This window comes from Plantactinospora sp. WMMC1484 (genome assembly GCF_049315195.1).
In the GTDB taxonomy this organism is placed as follows: domain Bacteria; phylum Actinomycetota; class Actinomycetes; order Mycobacteriales; family Micromonosporaceae; genus Plantactinospora.
Genome location: NZ_CP186055.1, coordinates 7,720,851 through 7,741,211 on the forward strand (window position 1 = coordinate 7,720,851; position 20,361 = coordinate 7,741,211).

General features: G+C 71.9%; 7 protein-coding genes. 5 read left to right on the plus strand and 2 right to left on the minus strand.

What is annotated here, in order from left to right:
- Positions 1–38: 38 nt before the first annotated feature.
- From ACN28C_RS33075 to ACN28C_RS33090, 4 genes are all read left to right on the plus strand, one after another.
- On the plus strand, positions 39–2,969 hold the full coding sequence (locus ACN28C_RS33075; RefSeq protein ID WP_422771397.1) for a choice-of-anchor M domain-containing protein: 2,931 nt from the start codon (positions 39–41) through the stop codon (positions 2,967–2,969).
- 398 nt (positions 2,970–3,367) lie between these two features.
- Positions 3,368–3,775 (plus strand): Fur family transcriptional regulator, encoded by a 408-nt coding sequence (locus ACN28C_RS33080; RefSeq protein ID WP_422771398.1) that lies wholly within the window; start codon positions 3,368–3,370, stop codon positions 3,773–3,775.
- Between the two features lie 509 nt (positions 3,776–4,284).
- Positions 4,285–6,258: a phosphopantetheine-binding protein gene (locus ACN28C_RS33085; RefSeq protein ID WP_422771399.1), complete on the plus strand. Its 1,974-nt coding sequence runs from the start codon at positions 4,285–4,287 to the stop codon at positions 6,256–6,258.
- Positions 6,255–7,343: a saccharopine dehydrogenase NADP-binding domain-containing protein gene (locus ACN28C_RS33090; RefSeq protein WP_422771400.1), complete on the plus strand. Its 1,089-nt coding sequence runs from the start codon at positions 6,255–6,257 to the stop codon at positions 7,341–7,343. The genes ACN28C_RS33085 and ACN28C_RS33090 overlap by 4 nt, the downstream gene beginning before the upstream one ends.
- Here the strand turns inward: ACN28C_RS33090 and ACN28C_RS33095 are convergent, their stop codons facing one another.
- Positions 7,344–9,785 (minus strand): methyltransferase, encoded by a 2,442-nt coding sequence (locus ACN28C_RS33095; protein WP_422771401.1) that lies wholly within the window; start codon positions 9,783–9,785, stop codon positions 7,344–7,346.
- Between the two features lie 20 nt (positions 9,786–9,805).
- Positions 9,806–16,294, minus strand: coding sequence for an SDR family NAD(P)-dependent oxidoreductase (locus ACN28C_RS33100; protein ID WP_422771402.1), 6,489 nt, complete (start codon positions 16,292–16,294; stop codon positions 9,806–9,808).
- A 156-nt stretch (positions 16,295–16,450) separates the two neighbouring features.
- Between ACN28C_RS33100 and ACN28C_RS33105 the strand changes: the two genes are divergently transcribed.
- Positions 16,451–20,338: an amino acid adenylation domain-containing protein gene (locus ACN28C_RS33105; protein ID WP_422771403.1), complete on the plus strand. Its 3,888-nt coding sequence runs from the start codon at positions 16,451–16,453 to the stop codon at positions 20,336–20,338.
- The last annotated feature ends 23 nt before the right edge of the window (positions 20,339–20,361 follow it).

A 20,361-nucleotide genomic window follows, 5' to 3' on the forward strand; every position in this document is an offset into this window, starting at 1 on the left:
GCCGCCCGTCTCGCCGACACGCGAGGATCGGCGCGGGTGTGACCGCTGTGCTGGCAGTGCTCGCCTCGACGGGCCTGCTCGGACCTGTCAACGTCGCGTCGGCCACGGCGGGGCCGGCACCGGCGAGCGGCACCCGCACGGTCCTGTCCGACACCCACGTGGATGTCGTCGCGGTCGGCGCCAGCGCGGGTCAGCTCACGTTCAACACGAAGGCCGATCTCGAACGCACCGGCACCCGCCTCTACCCGGAGGACGTGATCGTCAACGTCGAGGACGCCGCCCGAACCACCGTGCCCGGCGACCCGGTCTACTCCTTCCTGGGCGAACCGGGCGACGCCGTCTGGATCGCGCCCGAGGCGCGCCGGGACGGTGTCGTGTGGCTGGGCTTCGACACCGCCGACGTCCCGGCCGGAGCCGTCGAAAGGGACAGCGTCGAGATCGCCTTGACCGGCGTCGACGGACCGGGACAGGTCGAGGTCTGGACCGCGTCCGGGTTGGGCCTCAACCGAATCTTCTCCAGCCAGGCAACAGGCGCGGCCAACAGTCTGACCATGCAGGCCGCTGGGCATCAACACGCGAACTGGGGCTTCACCGAACCCGGCCGATACCAGCTGACTTTCGCCGTCAAAGCCGTGATCGGCGGAACCACCCAGACGAAGGCGGCCACGATCCGATTCCACGTCGGCCCGATGCCACCGGCGACGCAGACCACCACCACGCTGACCGTCACACCGGCCCAGGCCACCGTCGGCCAGCCGGTTGTCCTCTCGGCGGCCGTCAGCCCCGCCACGGCGAGCGGAGCGGTCGAGTTCGTGGCCGGCAGCACGGTGCTGGGACACACGCAGCTCACCGGCGGCGCCGCCGTCCTGGAGACCACGCAGATCCCACTGGGCCGCCAGACGATCACAGCGCGGTATGTGCCGACCTGGACCGATGAGTTCGGCCCGTCATCGTCGGACGCCGTCGAGGTCAACGTCCGGCAACCAGGCTCGGGGGCGGACTTCGAGATCACCGGTCTGCGGGAGTCCTACCAAGCCGGCGACACCATGCGCCTCTCCGTCTCCGGCTACCCCCTCGGCGACAACCAGAACATCCGGTGGACCGCCACCTCCCCCGACCCGGAACAGGGAACTCTCACTCTCACTAGTGTCAGCAAACCTGATCCGCTGAGCATGGAACGGGTGGTCACCACCGCCTACGACGGCTGGGAGATCCAAGCCCAGGTCCGCACCGGCAGCGCGGTGGTCGCCACGACGGCTCCAGTCCGGCTCCACGTCGGCGGCACGGACGCCGGCAGCGGTGTCGAGATCATCATTGAGCCGATCCAATCGAACTACTACTGGGGCGTCGCGGTTCCGCTCGTCGCCACCCATCGGCCGCTGGCCGAGGGAGAGCGCCTGCAATGGGTCCAGCGCCCCGCAGTCGGTGGCCTCACCTGGCAGGACACCAACCCGACGTACGGTCCCGTCGGAGACGGGCCGTGGAGCGTGGTGTCGAACTTCATGCAGTACCAGGAGTTCGCCCTGCAGTTGCGCGCCGCCGACGGCACGGTTCTCGGGGAGTCCGCGCCACAGCATTACAGCCTGACCATCCGATCGGTCGAGCTCCAGGGGCTGCGCTCGATCTACCGCGTCGGCGAACGGGCGGAACTCAGCGCGTCGGTGTCACCAGACCTCGGCGACGGCCTCTACTACCTCTGGGAACTGTGGGGAGAAGGTAACGACCGGATGACGGTGGACGGTGGCGCGCGACTGTCGAGCGCGGCGTTCGACGTCACCGAGGCGATGATGAACCGGACGCTCTACCTGCGGGTCCACTCGCGTACCACCGACCAACTCGTCGGGTACGTGCGGGTGCCGTTCAACGTGACCAACGTCGCCGAAGGCGACCAGGTACTCGCCATGGCACCCCTCGGCGGCCACTACCACCAGGGCACACCGATCAACCTCGACCTCACCGCCGAACCCGCGCTCGCCTCCTCCGACGTCACACGATACTGGTGGAAACGAAGCGACTGGGACGACTTCCGGCAGATCCCCGGTGCCACCGGCCTGAGCCACGTCATCACCGCCGAGCAAGCCCTCAGCGGCACCCAGATCAAGGCCGACGCGGTCAACTCGTCCGGGGAGGTACTGGCCACGACCGACACCCAGACGATCACGGTCGACGATCACGGCGCCGGTCCGGTCCAGGGAGTGATCATCGAAGGCCTCGCGCCGTCCTATACCGCGGGGGACGACGCCGTGCTTACCGCACGGGTGTCACCGTCATCCGTCCTCGACCGGTTCACTTGGCTGGTCAAGAAGGCAGGCGAGACCGAACCCATCGCGGTGGCCGGAGCCAACGGTTCACGGCTGGAACTGCCGTTGACCACCGACCTCGACGGCGCCCAGGTGACGGCCCAGCTCACCTTCGATGACGGCCGGGTCTACGTCACCTCCACCCCGGTCACACTCAACGTCACCGGGTCGGAGCCCCCGCAGGCGGCGACGCAACAAATCGTCGCCACTCTTCGGGAGAGTGACGGCTCGCTGGTGGTCAGCGTAGATGCGGACGACAACGTGGTCCAGATGAGTGACTTCGAGCTGGGGACCGCAGGTGATCTGTGGGCCTCCTCGGGCGCACTGCGTCCGGTGACCGTCACCGACACCAGGTCGGGCGCCCCCGGATGGACCGTGTCCGGCCAGGTGTCCGACTTCACCGCGAACGCCGAGGTACTCAAGGGAAGGTACCTCGGCTGGACTCCGCTCGTCGCCGAACAACCCGACGGCGGGGGCGTCACCCCCGGAGGCCAGGTCGCACCCGGTCTGCACGGCGGTAACGGTCTGAGCGTCGGCAGTCCGTTGGCCATCGCTCCTCCCGGAGCGGGTTTCGGCACCAGCAAGCTCGGGGCCGGCCTGGTCATCGAGACGCCTACGACTTTGGCCCCCGGAACCTATGCGGGAACGATCACGTTCACCGTGATCTGATTCTGGGCCCGCACACATTAGGGGCGGGTGAACATGACCTGGTCACCCGCCCTCACCGTCTCATCGTGCGTCGCGCCCGGCGTCGCTCCATGCCGCCACGGCCCGCTTGACAGGGTCGGCGAGGAGGAGCTCCCCCGGGGGGCGCCAGCTCCCAGCCCGACGCAGCCGGATGCCGTTCGGAATCGCCGGCCATCGCTGGAGGTCAGCATCGTCGGCGTCCATGTCCGGTAACGGCAACGGACTCTGCTATGTCAAGTCTGGCCCGTTTCGGCTGTCGCGAGCCGCCGACTCTCCGGGCGACGCATAATGGATGCGCCAGCCATCCGGCGTCGTCGACGTGGCGCCAAGCGGCCAAGGTTGGCGGTGCGGCCAGTGGAGACATTCGCGGAGACGGCGGTATGGCGAACCAGACGATGCCAAACGTGACCCGGAACACCCGGCAGCGGGCCGAGGTGCTGGCCCTGCTGCGCGAGGTCGAGGACTTCCACACCGCGCAGCAGTTGCACCAGATGTTGATCACCCGGGAGGCGCGGGTCGGGCTCACCACCGTCTACCGGACACTTCAACTGCTGGTCGACGCCGGGGAGATCGACTCCACCCGACTCCCAGGTGGCGAGCAGTTGTTCCGTCGATGCAGCCAGAGCAGGCACCACCACCACCTCGTCTGCCGCAACTGCGGACGAACGGTGGAGGTGGCCGGCCCGGCCGTCGAGCGTTGGGCCGACCAGGTGGCCGCCCAGCACGGCTTCACCGACGTCGGCCATACCCTCGAAATCTTCGGCACCTGCGCCGCCTGCGCGCGCTGACCACACCGCCCTACTCGCAAGGCGATTTTCACGGGTCGGTGCGGTGTGGCATGGCCGGACCCATCACGAAGTCGAAGACGATCTGTACGCCGAGGTCCATCCCGATGCGGTCGTTGGCCCACATGCTGGCGCTGCGGCAGCGAAATCGTCGGCGTGCCGGGTGAGCGCGCCCAGTCCCGGACGTTCGCACCGACCGTCTCGGCGAACCGCTCCAGGACCGCGTGGTTTCCGCGCCGCCGCTTGCGTCGAATCTCGGCGGCACGCGTTGCGGGATAGCTGGCCTCCCGCAGCTCGCCGAGGTCCACCAATGATCGGTCCGCCACGGGGTTTCACCACCATTCAGGTCCGGGCTTCCGACGGCATGGATGGCAATGGCCCCGGGTGACCGTCGAAGCGTTCTGCGGGTCGCGCCCCAGGGCGGAGACTATCGAGAATGGTGTTCATTTCAGTGTAAGCTACGGACCTGGCTGACCGGACACCACCGGCTGCCGACCACGAGGAGCCGGTTCATGTCACTCACCGCCGTCGAGCATCCAGGCGATCCCGCGCCGTTGCTGGCCGAAATCTGGTCGGAGCTTCTCGGCCTCGACCGGAACACCATCGAACCCGATGTCTCCTTCCTGCGTTACGGCGGAGACTCCGTGCTCGCGGTGCGGATGGCCGCCCTGATCCGCAAGCGTCTCGGCGTCGTACTCGCCCTGGCCGACGTGGGTGCCGAATCGACGGTGGCGGAGCTGGCCGCTCTCGTGCGCCAAAGGTCGGCGGCCGGATCCGCGATTCGTGCGCTTCCGGTGGAGCTGCAGCGGCGCGCGGACCAGAGCAAGCCGTTCCCGCTGCTGCCGTTGCAGCAGGGCTACTTCGTCGGCCAGCAGGGCGGCTGGGAGCTGTCCTACGAGTCCGCGCACTTCTACAGCGACGTCGCGCTGCGCGACATCGACAGCGACGAGGCCGCCGAGGCGCTGACCGACGCGCTACGGCGACTGGCCGAGCACCAGCCGATGCTGCGGGCCCGGGTCACCTCGGACGGCATGCAGTACATCCTCCCGCCCGACGCACCGGGCGCTGTTCCCGCCCCGCGGGTGTACGACCTGCGGGACGCCTCCCCGGATTCCGCGTCCGCGAGCCTGATCGAGTTGCGCGCGGAGATGATTGCCGCCGGCCCCGACCCGACGCAGGGCCCGGGACTGGACATCCGACTGACGCTGCTGCCCGGCGGCGAGGGGCGGCTGCACACCAACATGAGCCTGCTTCTCTTCGACGGCTGGTCGGCCACGCTGCTCAACCGGGAGCTGCTGGAGCTGAGCGCCGACTGGAACGCGCTGCTCGCCCCGCTGGAGATGGGCTTCGACGACTACGTGGCCTCCGTGGAGGCGCTGCCGCAGAGCGCGGCCTGGGCTACCGACCGGGACTGGTGGTGGTCCCGGCTGGACGAGATGCCGCAACCGCCCGCGCTGCCGCTGGTCGTCGACCCGCGTGAGGTCCGGGCCACCACGATGGCCAATCGCGAGGAATATCTCTCCCCGGGCCGTTGGGCGGCGTTGCGGGACCGGTGCGCCGCACATGACGTGACGCCGTCGACGGCGATGTTCACCGCGTTCGCTATCGTCATCGCCCGGTGGTCCGGCCAGCGGCGGATGCTGCTGAACTCGCTGCAACTCAACCGGCTGCCGCTGCACCCGGACGTGCACCGGGTCTTCGGCGCCTTCGCGTCGACCATGCTGCTGCCGACCGACCTGGCCGCCGGGGCGTCGTTCGCGGCACTGGCCGGCGAGGCACAGCGACGGTTCACCGAGTACGCCGGACACGCCCTGGTCACCGGCGTAGAAGTGTCCCGCGAGCTAGGACGTCGTCGGGGCACCCACCGGCCGGTCGCGCCTGTCGTGTTCCAGAGCACGCTCGGCATGGACACCGCGATGGGCGCCCAGCAGCCGGATTCCGCCGGGCCGCTCGGACAGGTCGCGATGGACGACTTCTTCCACCAGCTCCGTACCCCTCAGGTGGCGCTCGAGGCGCGCTTCTACGAGCTGCGCGGATCGCTGGCCATCGTCTTCTCGCTCGTGGAGGAGCTGTTCGACCGGGATCAGGTCGACGCGGCGTACGCCGACCTGGTGGCGCTGGTCGGCAGCCTCGCCGACGGCGACGGCTGGGACCAGATCGTCGAGCTGCCGGACGAACCGGAAGGCAGCCCGACCGAACTGCGCCTGGGACGGTACGCCGACAACCGGGCCACGGCTGGCGACGGCCCACCCGCTTCGGAGCTGGAGCAGACAATCGCCGCCCTCTGGGAGGACCTGCTGGGGGTGCCGGTGCTGGATCGCGGCACGAACTTCTTCGAACTCGGCGGCGACTCCCTGCTGGCGGTGCGGGCGCTGGCCCAGCTCGCCAAGCGGATCGGCACCACCGTGCCGGTACGGGACTTCCTCGCCGATCCCACCGTGGCCGGAGTGGCGGTGGCCGCGTCGACGGCGGTCGCGTCGCGATGACCGGCCTGATCGGTGTACTTGGCGGTGCCGGTGCGGTAGGTCGGACCGCCGTGGAACGGCTCGCGAGCTTCGGGCTGCCGCTGCGGATCGGCGGGCGGAGTCTCGTCCGCGCCGACGAGGTCGCCCGCGCCGTCGGAGCGGACGCGACTGCGGTGGACCTGTTCGACGACGACTCGCTGACCAGGTTCTGCTCCGGTTGTGCCGTCGTCGTCAACTGCGCGGGCCCGTCGTACCAGGTGCTCGACCGCGTGGCCCGGGCCGCGCTCGCCGCGGACGCCGGCTACGTCGACGCGGCCGGCGACCTGGTGGCGGTCGAGGCGCTCGGCCACGCGCCCCCGTCCAGCCTGGCCAGGCGGGCTGCCGTCTTCTCCGCCGGGCTCATGCCGGGCCTGTCAGGTCTGCTGCCCCGGCTGCTGTTGGACGGTACGCCGGTCGGGCGCCTGGACGTGTACGTCGGCGGATCGGTCGAGATCAGCGAGGCGTCGGCGGTGGACGCGCTGCTGACGCGTGGGCCGAAGTTCGGACACGCGCTGGCGATGTGGCAGGCCGGCCGGGTGGTGGAGCACTCGCTGGCCCCCTTGCGTTCGGTCTCGCTGCCCGGCTTCCGGGGACGGGTGCACGCCGTACCGTTCCTCTCCACCGAGATGAGGATGCTGGCGGCCGGCGGGGGGATCGGCGAGTTGCGCAACTACACCGTGTACGCGACGGAGAACCTGCCCGCGGCCTTCGCGACGGCGTGGGCCGACGACGAGCAGCCGCCAGAGGCGCACGCCGGGGCGATCGTGGCGGCGGCCGCGCGTGATGTCGAGGAGCATGGCCGTCACTACACGGTTCTTGCCTACGCCCGTCCTCCGGCCGGGTCGGGCCTGCCCGCTCGCCGGGTGCTGCTGCGTACTCCGGACTCCTATCCGCTCAGCGGCCTGGTCGCCGCCATCACGGCGCGCGAGTTGGCGGCCGGCGCCGTGCCGCCGGGGGTCCACTACGCGTCCGAGGCGCTGGACCCCCGCCGGGTCACTGCGGAGCTGGCCGGCGATCCCCTGGTCAGCGAGCTGGCGCTGCCGGAGGACGCCGCCGCGACCCGGTGATCACGTACTCGCCACGAAGAGGTGCACGCCGACCGCGTGCAGCGGATGGTCCGGGTCGGGCAGGCACAGCAGGGGTCGGAATCCGGCGTCGCTCAGCTCGTCCCGCCACTGTGTCTCGTCGAGGAAGATCTGGTCGGTGCCCGCGCGACGGTCGCGGGCACCGGGCCGGTCGCCGCCCGGGCGGGGCGACATCAGGAACTGCATCGATGTCAGGATCTGGTGGATCTCGCGGGTGGTCTCCACGAAGACGAGCAGCCCGCCGGGGCGCAACAGGCGGTGGAAGCTCATCAGGGTGGTGCCGATGTCGACGGCGTTGTGCAGCACGTTCGCGCCCACGATCAGATCGAGCGCGCCGGCCTCGACGCCCTGCGCGCTGACGTCGGCGTTGATGTCGAACCGGCCGTACCGCAGGCCGGCGCGGCCCGCGAACCGGCGCCGCGCGTCGTCGAGAAAGAACGTCGACACGTCGGTGAACAGGTAGTCGACCGGTAAGGTGGCGAGCGCGTCCAGCACGTCGACGGTGGTGCCGCCGACACCGGCGCCGACCTCGAGGACGCGGTAGGGTTCGTCCGTCGAGTGCCATCGAGATGCCCAACGCACCGTCTCGGCCGCCGCCGCGTTGACGTACCGGTTGACGGCGTTGTCCCGGTAGGCTCCCTCCGCGGTATCAGTCTCCCCATCCGCGAAGAGCAGGGCCTGGAGCGCGATCTCGTCACGCAGCAGCGCGCGAAGGTACTGCACGGCGCTCTGGAAGAAGCGGGTGAGTTCCGGCGGGTAGCCGAGACCACGACGTGCCCGGTCGATGTCGTCGGCGGCCGCGACCAGCGCCGCCCGGCCCGGTGCCCGCAAATCGTAGTAGCCGTGGCCGTCGGTGGCGAGCATCCGCGCGTCGACGAGGGTGCCGAGCCAACGGCGCAGAATCCAACGGTGCCGTGGCGCGACGCCGAGTGCGGCCGCGATCGCCTCCTCGTCGGCTCCGGGCGGCGCGGCGTCCAGTCCAGCCGCCGCGATCGTGTCCGCCATGGCGAGGCGGGCAACGTGGTCGAGGTCGCTCAGGAAGGCCGGCAGCCGCCGCGCGTCCGTGACGTCGACGACCCGGTTCGCCGCATCCGCGATCCGCTGTACCGGAATACCCCGCTCGGCGCTCACGACCAGCCCCCGGTGGTCGATCCCGGCCCGGCGACAGGCTTTCCGGACGACCTCGCCGACACGTCGGTCGACGAAGGCGGTGAAGGGCTCGTGTGCATGGCCGGGGCGCGCGCTCACCGGTACGAACGCCGCGTCCGCCGGTGCCACGAGCGCGAGCCGGGTGGGGTCCGCGTCGTCCAGCACCACCGCGGCGTCCGCCGTGCCGAGTGTCGCTCGCAGGTGGTGGGCCGTGACCGCGTTCGGTCCGGCGTCCAGCAGCCGGTTGGGGATGTTCTCGATGCGGATCGGCTCCCCTGTGGCGATGGCCGCGTGTGCGTCGTCGATCCCCGCCCACGTCCGCGTGCCGGTGCGGACGGGCGGGGCTTCCGGGTCGACACGAAGGACGGCGTCGAAGCGGTAGCGGGTCAGTTCGGTGTCGGCGATCATCGTCTTCGGGTAGACCGCGATGCGGACATCACGGCCGCTGCCGGTGGCCGCGGTCGCCAACACTGCGGGATCGAAGTTCAGCTCGTCGTCGCGTCGCGCGCGGGCACGGGCCCGCGCGGCGATCGAGTCGTCGTCGGCCTGCGGATCTGCGGCGCGTTCCAGCCAGCGGCAGTAGGCGTCCAGCAGGCCCGCGTGCCGGTTGTCGCCGACGACCACGGTGCCGCCGGGCGCGACAAGCCGGATCGCGTCCCGCACCACCCGCGTCAGGTAGGCGACGTCGGGAAAGCACTGCGTCACAGAATTGATCAGCACGCAGTCGGGTCCGGCGGCAGGAAATCCGGCCCGGGTCAGCGCTTGCCGGACGTCGTCGGTGTCCGCGTCGTGGGCGGCGGCACGCACGAAGGCTCGTCCTGGCCGGGCTTTCGCCCGGTGCCGTGCGATGACCTCCTCGGCGACGTCGGTGCCGACGTAGCCCTCGACGTGTGGATCCAGTCGGTCGGCGAGCAGCCCGGTACCGCAGCCGAGTTCGAGCACGTGCCGGGGCCGGGCCGCGAGCACCAGTTCCACGGTGCGCTCGATCCAGTCGGTCATGTGCGCCACGGGCAGCGCGTCGCCGGTGTCCGAGGCACGCCAGCCGGCCAGATCGGACGGGCCACCGGCGCGGTCGCCGGCCGTGGCGTAGGTGAAGTCGTAGACCTCCGTCCAATGATCCAGGTATTCGCGGACCAGCGGCCCCAGGTCAGCCTGGACGGCGGTGGCGCCGGGCCGCAGCAGCACCCGTATCTCGTCGCCGTCGTGAACGGCGGCATCGATCCACGGGTGGGCGCGCAGCGGATCCAGGACGGACGGTGTGATTTCCGGGGGCACGGTGCGGCTCCGATCGAGGCTCAGGGAAGGTGCCGGACGAGCGCGGCGTTGATCAGCTTGGCGACCGTCGCAATCGCGGGCTCGCGCATCAGCGAGTAGTGGTCGGCGTCGACACCGGCGATCTCCGGTGCGGTGGCCAGGCGCGCGGACCAGCCGAGGTCACGCAGCCCTGGTGGTGTGTCGTCGACACCCATTCCGATGCCCGAGTTGCGGGTCGCTCTCCGCTCGGCCCGGATCAGCAGCGTGTGGGTACGTCCGTCGAGGTGCGCACCCGGCTCGTGCAGGGCCAGGCCGCGCAGGTGCCGGTCGAAGACCGCGAGCCGGGTGCGCAGATCCTCCCGGGCGCCGAGCAGCCGTCGGCCACGCAACCGTTCGGTGGCCCGGGCCCACCGGTGTACGGGCGGCTCGGCGAGGAACGTGGCCAGTGTGGCGGGCGTGCTGACGCCGAGGTCGATGTCGAGGTACGCCTCCAGCGCCCCCAGGTGTCGGGCGAGCACCTGCGCCTCGACCGCGTCCGGATCACCGGGTATCGCGGTGATGTAGACGGGGTCGTTGGAGTCGAGCATCAGCAGCAACGCGACGTGCTCGCCCCGCTGGTGCAGCACCCGGGCCATCTCCTGCCCCAGGCTGCCCCCCATCGACCAGCCGCCGAGCAGGTACGGGCCGTGCGGGCGGATCGACCGCAGCACGTCCACGTAGAGCCCGGCGAGCCGGGACAGCTCGGTCGGGGCCTCGACGCCGGCGAGACCCGGATCGGTGAGCCCTACCACCGTGACCCGCTCGTCGAGCCGTAGCGCGAGATCCGTGTAGCAGGTCACGTCGCCGCCGGACGGATGGACCAGGAACAGCGTCTGCCCGGAGTCGGTCCCGGTGCGCAGCGTGACGGCCACCTCGTCCACCGGCGGGTCCCCGGCCGGTTCGTCCCGCCAGGCGGCGGGATCGGTCAGGGCGCGTAGCCGGCTCAGGTAGTGGTCGAACATCCGGTCCACGTCCGGCGGCGCGAGCACCGGCTCCAGCGCGTCCCACTGCACCAGCAGCTCGCCGTCGCGCTCGATGACCTGGTGGTCCAGCACGGTCTGCGGTGTCTGGCTCAGCGCGGCGACCTGCCGGCCCGCCCACTCCAGGTCGTGGTCTCCGCCGATCACGTCGTCGAGGCCGAGTGCGCTGGTGAACACGACCGGGACGGAGGCGACCCTGCCGGTGCCGGCCGACTTCTCGGCGAGGACGTCGAGCGCGGAGAAGAGGCGGTGGTCCAGGTCGGTGAAGAGCGTACGGTGCGCTCGCTGCGCCTGGGCGGCGAACGATGCGGGGGTACGCCGGTCCACCTCGTGCAACACCAGCGAGGTGAAGTCGCCGACCACGTCCTCGACGGCCGGATGGATGGCGGGGCGGTCGAAGAGCGTCAACGTCACGGCGAAGTGCTGGTCGCCGCTCCACCGGGCGAGCAGTTCGCCGTACGCGGCCAGCAACGCCGCCGTCGGGGTGACGCCGTTGTCGGCCGCGTTGCGTTTGAACGCGGCCCATTCCACGGCGTCGAGCCGACCGGCGTGCCGGACGAATCGGCCGTCCGTATGGCCAGTGGAGGTGGGCAGGGCGGGCGCGTCTGGCAGCGAGGGCAGCCGTTTCCGCCAGTAGTCGGCGGCCCGCGCCCAGTCGGGGGTGTCGCGCTGCGCGACGATGGCGTCGACGCAGCCGGCGAAGGTGATCGGCACCTCCGGCAGCTCCTCGTCCGGGTGCTCGTAGTAGTGGCGCAGGTCCCGGTTGATGATCCAGTAGCTGCCGGCGTCGCAGACGAGCACGTCGATGCCGAGGAAGACGCGGACCCGGCCGCCGGGCAGCCGGGCGGCGCGCACCTGCACCAGCGGCCAGCGGTCCGACGGGCCGGGCCGGCGGAACACCTGTTCCCGTAGCGTGCCGAGCCGGCCCTCGCGCTTGTCCTCGGTGGCCTCGGTCAGATCCACCGCCCGGATCCGGTAGTGGGGAACCTGGTCGAGCTGCCTCATCCGGCCCTGCCCGGTCGTGATGGCGCGTAGCATCGGGTGCCGGGCGATCACCCGGTTCCAGGCCCGTTCGTAGCGGTCGAGGTCGAGGTCCGGGCAGTCGTACTCCAGGGCGAAGTGGCAGGCCGTGTCGCCGAACCGGTACCCGCCGGAGCGGCCCATCCAGTAGGCGTGCTGCACCCGCGTCATGGCGAACGTGCCGTCCGGCGCCAGTCCATCGGTGATCCGCGCGATCGGGGACGGCTCAGCCTCGGCCGCCGTACCGGCGGCGATCGTCTCGGCTCCGGTGGCGGTGGCGATCGTCTCGGCCAGGCCCGCCACCGTGGGACGGGCGAGCAGGTCGCGCAGGCTCAGCCGGACGTGGTACCGCGCCCCCAGGTTGGTCAGCATGCGGGTGGCGACCAGCGAGTGGCCGCCGAGCGCGAAGAAGTCCTCGTCGCGGTCGGTGATCGGGGTGCCGAACAGCTCCGACCAGACCTCGGCCACCACCGCCTCGACGCCGCTCAGTTCGCCGGTCACGGCGTCGCTTCGGCGGGCCGCCGGCCGGTCAGCGGCGGCCATTCGCGTCCGCAGGTCGGTGGTGGACACGGCCACGACCGACGGGACGGCTCCGGCGTCGCATGCGCTCAGGATCGCGTCCAGGGCGCGCATGCCGGTGGCGGCGTCGAGCGCGTACTCGATGTTGACCTCGCGTTCGGTGCCGAGCGGGCCGACCTTCCAGGCGTCCCAGACGACGCTGACCCACCGCGTGCCGTCGGTGGCCATGCGCTCGGCGAGACCGTTGAGGAAGCCGTTGCTCGCGGAGTAGGGGCCGGTGCCGATGCCGCCGACGAGCGTGCCGGCGGACGACATCAGGACTACCCGGGACGGCCGATCAGCCGGGGCGAGCGCCTCGATCGCCGCGCGCAGCGCCAGCGCGCCCCGCACCTTGGCGTGGACGTGTCCGTCCACGTGCGTCGCGTCGGTCCGGCGCATCGGTTGGAGGTCTCCGCTGGCCACCACGCCTGCGGCGTGCACCACCAGGTCCAGCACCGACCCGCTGCCCAGCTCCGCGAGCAGCGCCCGGGTGGCGTCCTCGTCGCCGGCGTCGAGCACCCGGACGGACACGTCGTACCCGCGCGCGATGAGCTGGTCCACCCCGGCCGTCCGGGTGCCGGAACGGGAGGTGATCACGACGCGCGTGCCCCGCGCGGCGAGGTGGGCGGCGATGGTCATACCGACGTCGCCGAGGCCACCGATGATCAAAGCGGTGGTGCCGGGCCGCGCCGCCGGCTCGGCGGACGGGACCGGCCAGGGCGTCATCGCACTCGACCAGCGGAGCCCGCCTCGGACGGCGACATCGGTAGCGGATCGCCGGGTGCGCAGGTCGGCGAGTTCCGCGACGACAGCGGGGCCGGCCGTGCGCGGGTCGGCCACGTCCAGCGTGCGCCAGGACAGGCCGGGCGTCTCCTGGGCGATCACCCGGGGCAGCGCGCGGGCGGCTGTGGTGGCCGGTGCGGGACGGTCGCCGCTCTCCACCCGGCACCCGTGCACCGTCACCTGGAGCAGCAGCACGGGCGGCGGGTCGAGCGCGGCGATCGTGGCGGCCACGGCGCCATGCTTGAGGATCAGCCGGCCGGTCTCGTCGGGAGTGTCGGCCGCGCCGACTACCACCACGACTCCCTCGGCCGGGCCCGTCACGTCGGCCGGGCCCGTCACCTCGGCCACCTCGGCGCCCGCGGAGCGCAGGGCGGCGCCGATCGCGTCGGCATCGGCGCCGTCGCCGAGCACCAGCCAGCGGCCGCCGAGCGCGGTGACGGCGGGCAGCGGCGGTTCCTGCTGCCAGCGCGGCACCTGGAGCAGTTCGGCCGCGTCCGCGTCCGGGCGGATCGCCTCCTCGCTCGGCTCGATCCACAGTCTCCGACGCTGGAAGGCGTACCCGGGGGCGACGACCCTGCGGCGGCCCGGCCAGTGCATGGCGGGGAAGTCGACAGGTACGCCGTGTGTCCACAGCTCGCCGGCGGCCAGGCGGGTCGCGGCCAGGTCGGAGAGGTCGTCGTCCCGGGTGAACGTGGTGACCGTGGCGGTCAGGTGCGCGAGCCCGTGGTTGCGGGCGGCCGCGACCAGTGCGGCTCCCGGCCCGGCCTGCACGACGACCGTCGGCACCGGCTCGGCAAGGGCCACGGTCAGCGCCGCCGAGAATCGGACCGGCTCACGCAGTTGGCGTACCCAGTGCTCGGGATCGCCGAACTCGTCGCCGACGAGCGCGCCGGTCAGCGAGCTGACCGTGGCGATCGCCGGCCGGCCGGGACGCACGGACCGGGCGGCGGCGCGCATCTGCGGCAGTGCCGGGTCGATCAGGCGGGAGTGGGCGGCCGAATTCAGCGGCAGTCGAGCCGGTTGCACTCCCCGGCCGGCAAGGGCGACCGCGATCCGGTCCACAACCTCAGCCGGGCCGGAGACCACGCAGGAGTCCGGCGCGTTCACGGCGGCGAGGTCGGCGCCGGGATGGTCGCGCAGCAACGCGACGACGTCGGCCTCCGGCAGGGGCACCGACAGCATCGCACCGCCGCCCGCCGCGCCGGCCAGCGCCCGCGAACGCACCGCCACGAGCGTCGCCGCGTCCGGCAGCGTCAGCGCGCCCGAGAGCACCCCTGCGGCGTACTCGCCGAGGCTGTGGCCGAGGAGCACATCCGGCCGGATTCCCCAGGCACCGAGCAGCCGGGCGGTGGCCACGGAGACGGCGAACAGCGCGGGCAGTCCGGTAGCGGCGGAGTCGGCCGTGGCGTCGTCGCCTCCGGTGACGAGCGTGCGCACGTCCGTGCCGAGCAGCTCGCGGAACAGCTCGGCGGACTCGTCGATGCTCGCGGCGAACACCGGTTCGGCCGCGTAGAGCCGCGCGGCCATGCCCGCGTACTGGCTGCCGCCGCCGGGGAAGAGGAAGGCCACCCGGGGCGAGCTGCCGGGCAGGGTCGGGGCGGTGCGCCGGGGCGTGATGCCCTGGCCGGCGACGACGGCCTGACGCAGCGGGAGATGGGCGCGGCCGCTCTGCAGCGTGTACGCGACGTCCGGCAGGTCGGTAGCCGGCAGGTCGCGTGCGGTGACGTCGAGGGCGGCGCGGTCCCGGGCGGAGTAGACGAGGATCTGGGGGCGGTCGTCGTCCGGTGACGCCGGACGGTCAGGTGCCGGGCCGAGCAGCACGTGGGCGTTGGTGCCGCCGATGCCGAACGAGCTGACCCCCGCGTACGGCGCGGTGTCCCAGGGGCGGGTACGGGTGACAACCGCGAACGGCGAGCCGTCGAGCCCGAGCTGTTCGTTGATCGGCTCCGCGTGCAGTGAGGCGGGCAGCGTGCGGTGGTGGATCGCGAGCACCGTCTTGATGAAGGAGGCGATCCCGGCGGCCGAGTTGGCGTGCCCGATGTTGCTCTTCACCGAGCCGAGTCCGCACCACGCGCCGGTGCTGGTGTCGGCGTGGCCGAAGGCCGTGCGCAGCGCCGCGACCTCGATCGGGTCGCCGAGCCTGGTCCCGGTGCCGTGTGCCTCCAGATAGCCGACGTCCGGTGGTGTGAGTCCTGCCACGGCGAGTGCCTCCGCGATCACCCGGGCCTGCCCGCGCAGGGACGGTGCGGTGAACCCGACCTTGTCGGCGCCGTCGTTGTTGACCGCGCTGCCGCGTAGGACGGCGAGGACCGGGTCTCCGTCGGCCAGTGCCTCGTCGAGGCGGCGCAGCACGACCGCGCCGACGCCCTGGGAGTAGACGACGCCGGTGCCCTCCGCCGAGAAGGGGCGTACCCGGCCGTCCACGGCGAAGATGCCGTCGGGGACGTACCGGTAGCCGTGTCCCTGCGGGACGATCAGCGACACGCCGCCCGCGATGGCCATGTCGCACTCGCCGGCGAGCAGCGACTGCGCGGCGGCGTGCACGGCGACCAGCGAGGTCGAACAGGTCGTGGTGATGTTCATCGCCGGCCCGGTCAGTCCGAGTCGGTAGGCAAGCTGTAGCGGCAGGTAGTCGGCCTGGGTGGCTATCGCGGTCTCCAGGCTGCCGATCGGGTCCCGCCCGCCGCCGGTCGGATCCCACCGTCCGGCCAGGTTACTGGCGAGATAGGCGCTCTGGGCGGCGCCCGCGAAGACCCCGACCGCCTCGATGCCGACACCACCGCCGTGACCCGAACGTTCCAGCGCCTGCCAGGCGGTCTCCAGGAAGAGCCGGTGTTGCGGATCCATCAGCGCGGCCTCGGCGTCGGTGAGACCGAACGGTGCGGGGTCGAAGAGGTCCTGCCCGTCGATCAGGCCGCCGACCGGCACGTAGTCCGTGCGGCGGCGCAGGGCGGCCGGCACGCCGCGGGCGACCAACTCGTCATCGGAGAACCTGGTGAGTCCCTCCCTGCCGTCGCGCAACAGGGCCCAGAACTGGTCGACGTCGGACGCACCGGGGAAACGGCCGGCGACGGCGGTGACCGCCAGCGGCGGTGAGGCTTCGTCTGCCGGAGCCGCGTCGGCTCGGACGGACATCGACTGGGTTGTCATCGCACTCCTGAGCGCTCCAGTGGGGACAGACCCCATGGTTATACTCGATAATGACAATCATTCCCACAGTGTCGCGGTTGTGAATAATACTACTGGCAATCATTGTCATTTTCATGTTCTAATACCGGCGCCGAGGCCACTCTGGGAGGGAGACGCATGACTGCGTCGCAGACACCGCCGATCGACCACCAAGCCGAGGTGACCACCTGTCTGGCCGAGATCCTCGACCTGGACCCGGACACCGTCGATACCGATCGGAAGCTCACCGAGCTGGGTCTCGACTCGTTCGCCGCGGTGCGGCTGCGGCGCCGGCTACGCGAGGAGTTCGGAGCCGACCTGCCGTTGACGGCCTTCCTGGACGGAGCGACACCTGCCACCGTGACTGCCGCCATAGCGGGTGAACCGTCGGTGATCGAGCAGCCCACAGAGGGCGAGGACTTTCCGCTCACCGCGATCCAGACCGCGTACCTGGTCGGTCGCGACCCGTCCTTCCCGCTCGGCGGGGTGGCCACCTACTTCTACTTCGAGTACGACCGCCGGCCCGACGGCGACCCGCACGAGGACGTGCGGCGGCTGGCAGAGGCCTGGAACCGCGTCGTGGCCCGCCACCCGATGCTCCGGGTGACCATCGACGACGAGGCGTGGCAGCGGGTCCTCACCGACGTACCCGAATACGAAATCCAGGTCACCGACCTGCGCGCGGCCGGGGAACTCGCGGCGGACCGGCACCTCGCCGACATGCGGCAGCAACTGTCGCACCGCACGCATCCCACGGACCGGTGGCCGCTCTTCGACATCCAGGCCGCGCTGCTGGGCGATGGGCGTACCCGGCTCTTCGTCGGCATGGACATCATCGCGCTGGACATGGCCGGCTGGATGCAGGTGATGCGCGAATGGGGCCAGTGCACCGCCGACCCCGGGCTGCTACCGCCGCCGCCCGCCACCACCTTCGCGGGCCTGCTGGCGCGGCGGGAACGGGATCCGGCCGAGGCGGCCCGCCGCAACCGCGACCGCGAATACTGGGACGCCCGGGCGGCGACGCTGCCGGCAGGTCCAGCGCTGCCGTGGACGCCGGACGCCGCCACCCGAGGCGTCCCGCGCTTCACCCGGCACGCGGCCGAGCTGACCGCCGCCGAATGGGCCGGTCTACGTGGGCAGGCCGCGGCGCGCGGGTTGTCACCGACGGCGGTGCTGCTCGCCGGGCTGGCCGCGGTGCTGAGCCGGTGGGGAGCCACCGCGCCGTTCTGCCTCAACACGACCCTGTTCGACCGGCCGCAGGACGATCCAGACATCCGATCGGTGGTCGGGGACTTCACCACCACCGTGCTCATCGAGGCGACCCCACCGGACCTCACCGGGCGGGAGGGCTTCGACCGGTACGCCGCAGGGCTCAACCGTCGCTTCTGGACGGACCTGGAGCACCGGTCGGTCTCGGCCGTGGAGATACTGCGCGGGCACCGCACCGGCGCCCTCGCCCCTGCCTACCCGGTGGTGTTCACCAGCGGCGTCGGCCTGGCCGCCCACGCGGAGCCGCCGGCCGCCTGGCTCGGCACCGAGGTGTTCGGCGTCTCGCAGACCCCGCAGATCCTCATCGACCACATCGTGTGGGAGGACGGCGACCGGCTGCGTATCGCCTGGGATGTCGTCGACGGCGCCCTGCCCGACGGCTTCGCCCCCGGCATCCGCGACGCCCACCTGCGACTGCTGCGCCGGCTCGCTGCCGACGAGCACACCTGGACCGAGCCGGCGTTCGGCTGGGATCCGTCGTTCCTTGCGGACGAGCCACTCGACGTGGCCCCCTTCGGCGACTGCGGCCCGCTGATCGACGATCCGCTGCGCGCGACCGCCGTACGCGCGCCGCAGAACGTCGCGCTGCTGCACCGCGACGAGATCGTCAGCCACGGCGACCTGCACGCCCGCGCCCGGACCACCGCGGCGGCCATCGCCGAACTGGGACTCGGACCGGGAGACATGGTCGCGGTCGCCGCGCCGAAGGGCACCGCACAGATCGCCGCCACCCTCGGCGTGACCGAATCCGGCGCGGGATATGTGCCGGTCGAGCCGTCCTGGCCCGCGGCGCGGATCGCCTCCGTCTGCGCACAGGCCGGCATCCGGCACGCCCTGGCCACCGACATGCCGTCCGCCTCCTGGCCCGATGACGTCCAGGTGCACGCCCTCGACGACGACGGCGTGCTGCGTCCCGCCGACACCGGCCAACAGGCACCCGTGCCGCCACGCCCGGACGAACTGGCGTATGCCATCTTCACCTCCGGCTCCACCGGCCGGCCGAAGGGTGTCGCCGTCGAGCACCGCCAGGCCCGCACCACGCTGGACGACGTCGCGGCCCGCTGGCCGCTCACAGCCGGCGACCGGGTGCTCGCGCTCTCGGCGATGTCGTTCGACCTTTCGGTGTACGACGTGTTCGGCGTACTCGGCGCGGGCGCGGCGATGGTCCTGCCGGACGCCGACCGCCAGCGCGACCCGGGGCACTGGCTCGAACTCATGAGCCGCCACCGTGTCACGGTGTGGAACACCGCACCCGCACTGCTGGAAATGCTCGTCGAGTACGCCGAGATCGACCCGGACGGCGCCGCGGCCGCGCTCGCCGGGCTGCGGCTGGTGCTGCTCTCCGGCGACTGGATCCCGGTGACCCTGCCGGACCGGATCCGCGCACTCGCCCCGAAGGCGCAGGTCATCAGCCTCGGCGGCGCCACCGAGGCGTCCATCTGGTCGATCTGCCAACCGATCGACGCCGTCGACCCGCAGTGGCCGAGCATCCCCTACGGACGGGCGCTGCGCGGGCAGTCGTTCCACATCCTCGACGCCGACGGGCGTCCCTGCCCGGTCGGCGAGGCCGGCGAACTCTACATCGGCGGCGACGGCGTGGCCCGCGGCTACCTCGGCGACCCGGAACAGACCGCACAGCGGTTCGGCACCCACCCGGTGCTGCGACGCCGGACCTACCGCACCGGCGACCTGGGCCGGTGGCGGCACGACGGGACCATCGAGTTCCTCGGCCGGGTCGACCGGCAGGTGAAGATCCGCGGGCACCGCATCGAGCTCGGCGAGATCGAGTCGGTCCTCGGACGTGCGCCCGGTGTGCGGCAATGCGTAGCCCGCGCGGTGCCAGGGCCCGACGGTGGCTCACGGCTGGTCGCCTACGTCGCCACCGGGGACGCGCAGCCGACGGTGACCGACGACGAGCTGATCGACCGGCTGCGGACGCACCTGCCCGACTACATGATCCCGAGTCGATTCGTGCGGCTCGCCGGACTGCCGGTCACCCCGAACGGCAAGATCGACTACGGTCGGCTCAGCAACCCGTTCCGCGACGGTGCGCAGGCCGCCACGGCGCCGGTAGAGCCCGCGGAAACACCGGACGCCCCGGCCGGCCGATCCTCGGCCGCCCCGCCGGCCGAGGAGGACTCCGACCTCACCGGGTTGCTCGTGGACGCGGCACGGTCAGGACTCGACATCCGGATCTCCGTCGGCAGCGGCAGGCTGGACGCCGTCTCCGCGCTACGGGCCGCCACCGAACTCGCCGTCGCGGCCCGCAGGTCGACAACCTCGTACGAGGTGATCCCCGACCTCGACGGCGAGGCGGTGCTCGGGCTCCGGATCACCGCCAAGCAACCGCCCGAGGTGGACCCGCCACCGACGCCCACGACGCCGGGCGAGCACGCGCCCGATCAGGCGACCGAACGCGGCGTGCGGGAGGTCTTCGGTGAGCTGCTGACCACACCGATCGACGTCACCACCCCGTTCTTCGATCTCGGCGCCACCTCGCTGACGCTCATCCGCGCCCACCGCCGGCTCACCGCACGCCTCGACGTGTCCCTGGCCATGGTGGACCTCTTCGCCCATCCGACCGTCCGCGACCTCGCCCGGCTCATCGACGGCCGCCGCCGGTCGAACGGCACCACCTCCGCACCTGGGGCACCACCACCCTCGACACCACTTCCCGCGCCACAGCCCGTGGCGGCGGCGGGCCGGGCTGCCGGACGCCGCTCGGCACGGGCCGCGGCCGCCCGCGCCACCCGATGACCACGCAATCCCTCGACGCAGAA

Coding starts and splice junctions, on each gene's coding strand:
- ACN28C_RS33085 (WP_422771399.1), top strand. CDS start 4,285: ATGTCACTCACCGCCGTCGAGCATCCAGGCGATCCCGCGCCGTTGCTG.
- ACN28C_RS33090 (WP_422771400.1), top strand. CDS start 6,255: ATGACCGGCCTGATCGGTGTACTTGGCGGTGCCGGTGCGGTAGGTCGG.
- ACN28C_RS33105 (WP_422771403.1), top strand. CDS start 16,451: ATGACTGCGTCGCAGACACCGCCGATCGACCACCAAGCCGAGGTGACC.
- ACN28C_RS33100 (WP_422771402.1), bottom strand. CDS start 16,294: ATGACAACCCAGTCGATGTCCGTCCGAGCCGACGCGGCTCCGGCAGAC.
- ACN28C_RS33080 (WP_422771398.1), top strand. CDS start 3,368: ATGGCGAACCAGACGATGCCAAACGTGACCCGGAACACCCGGCAGCGG.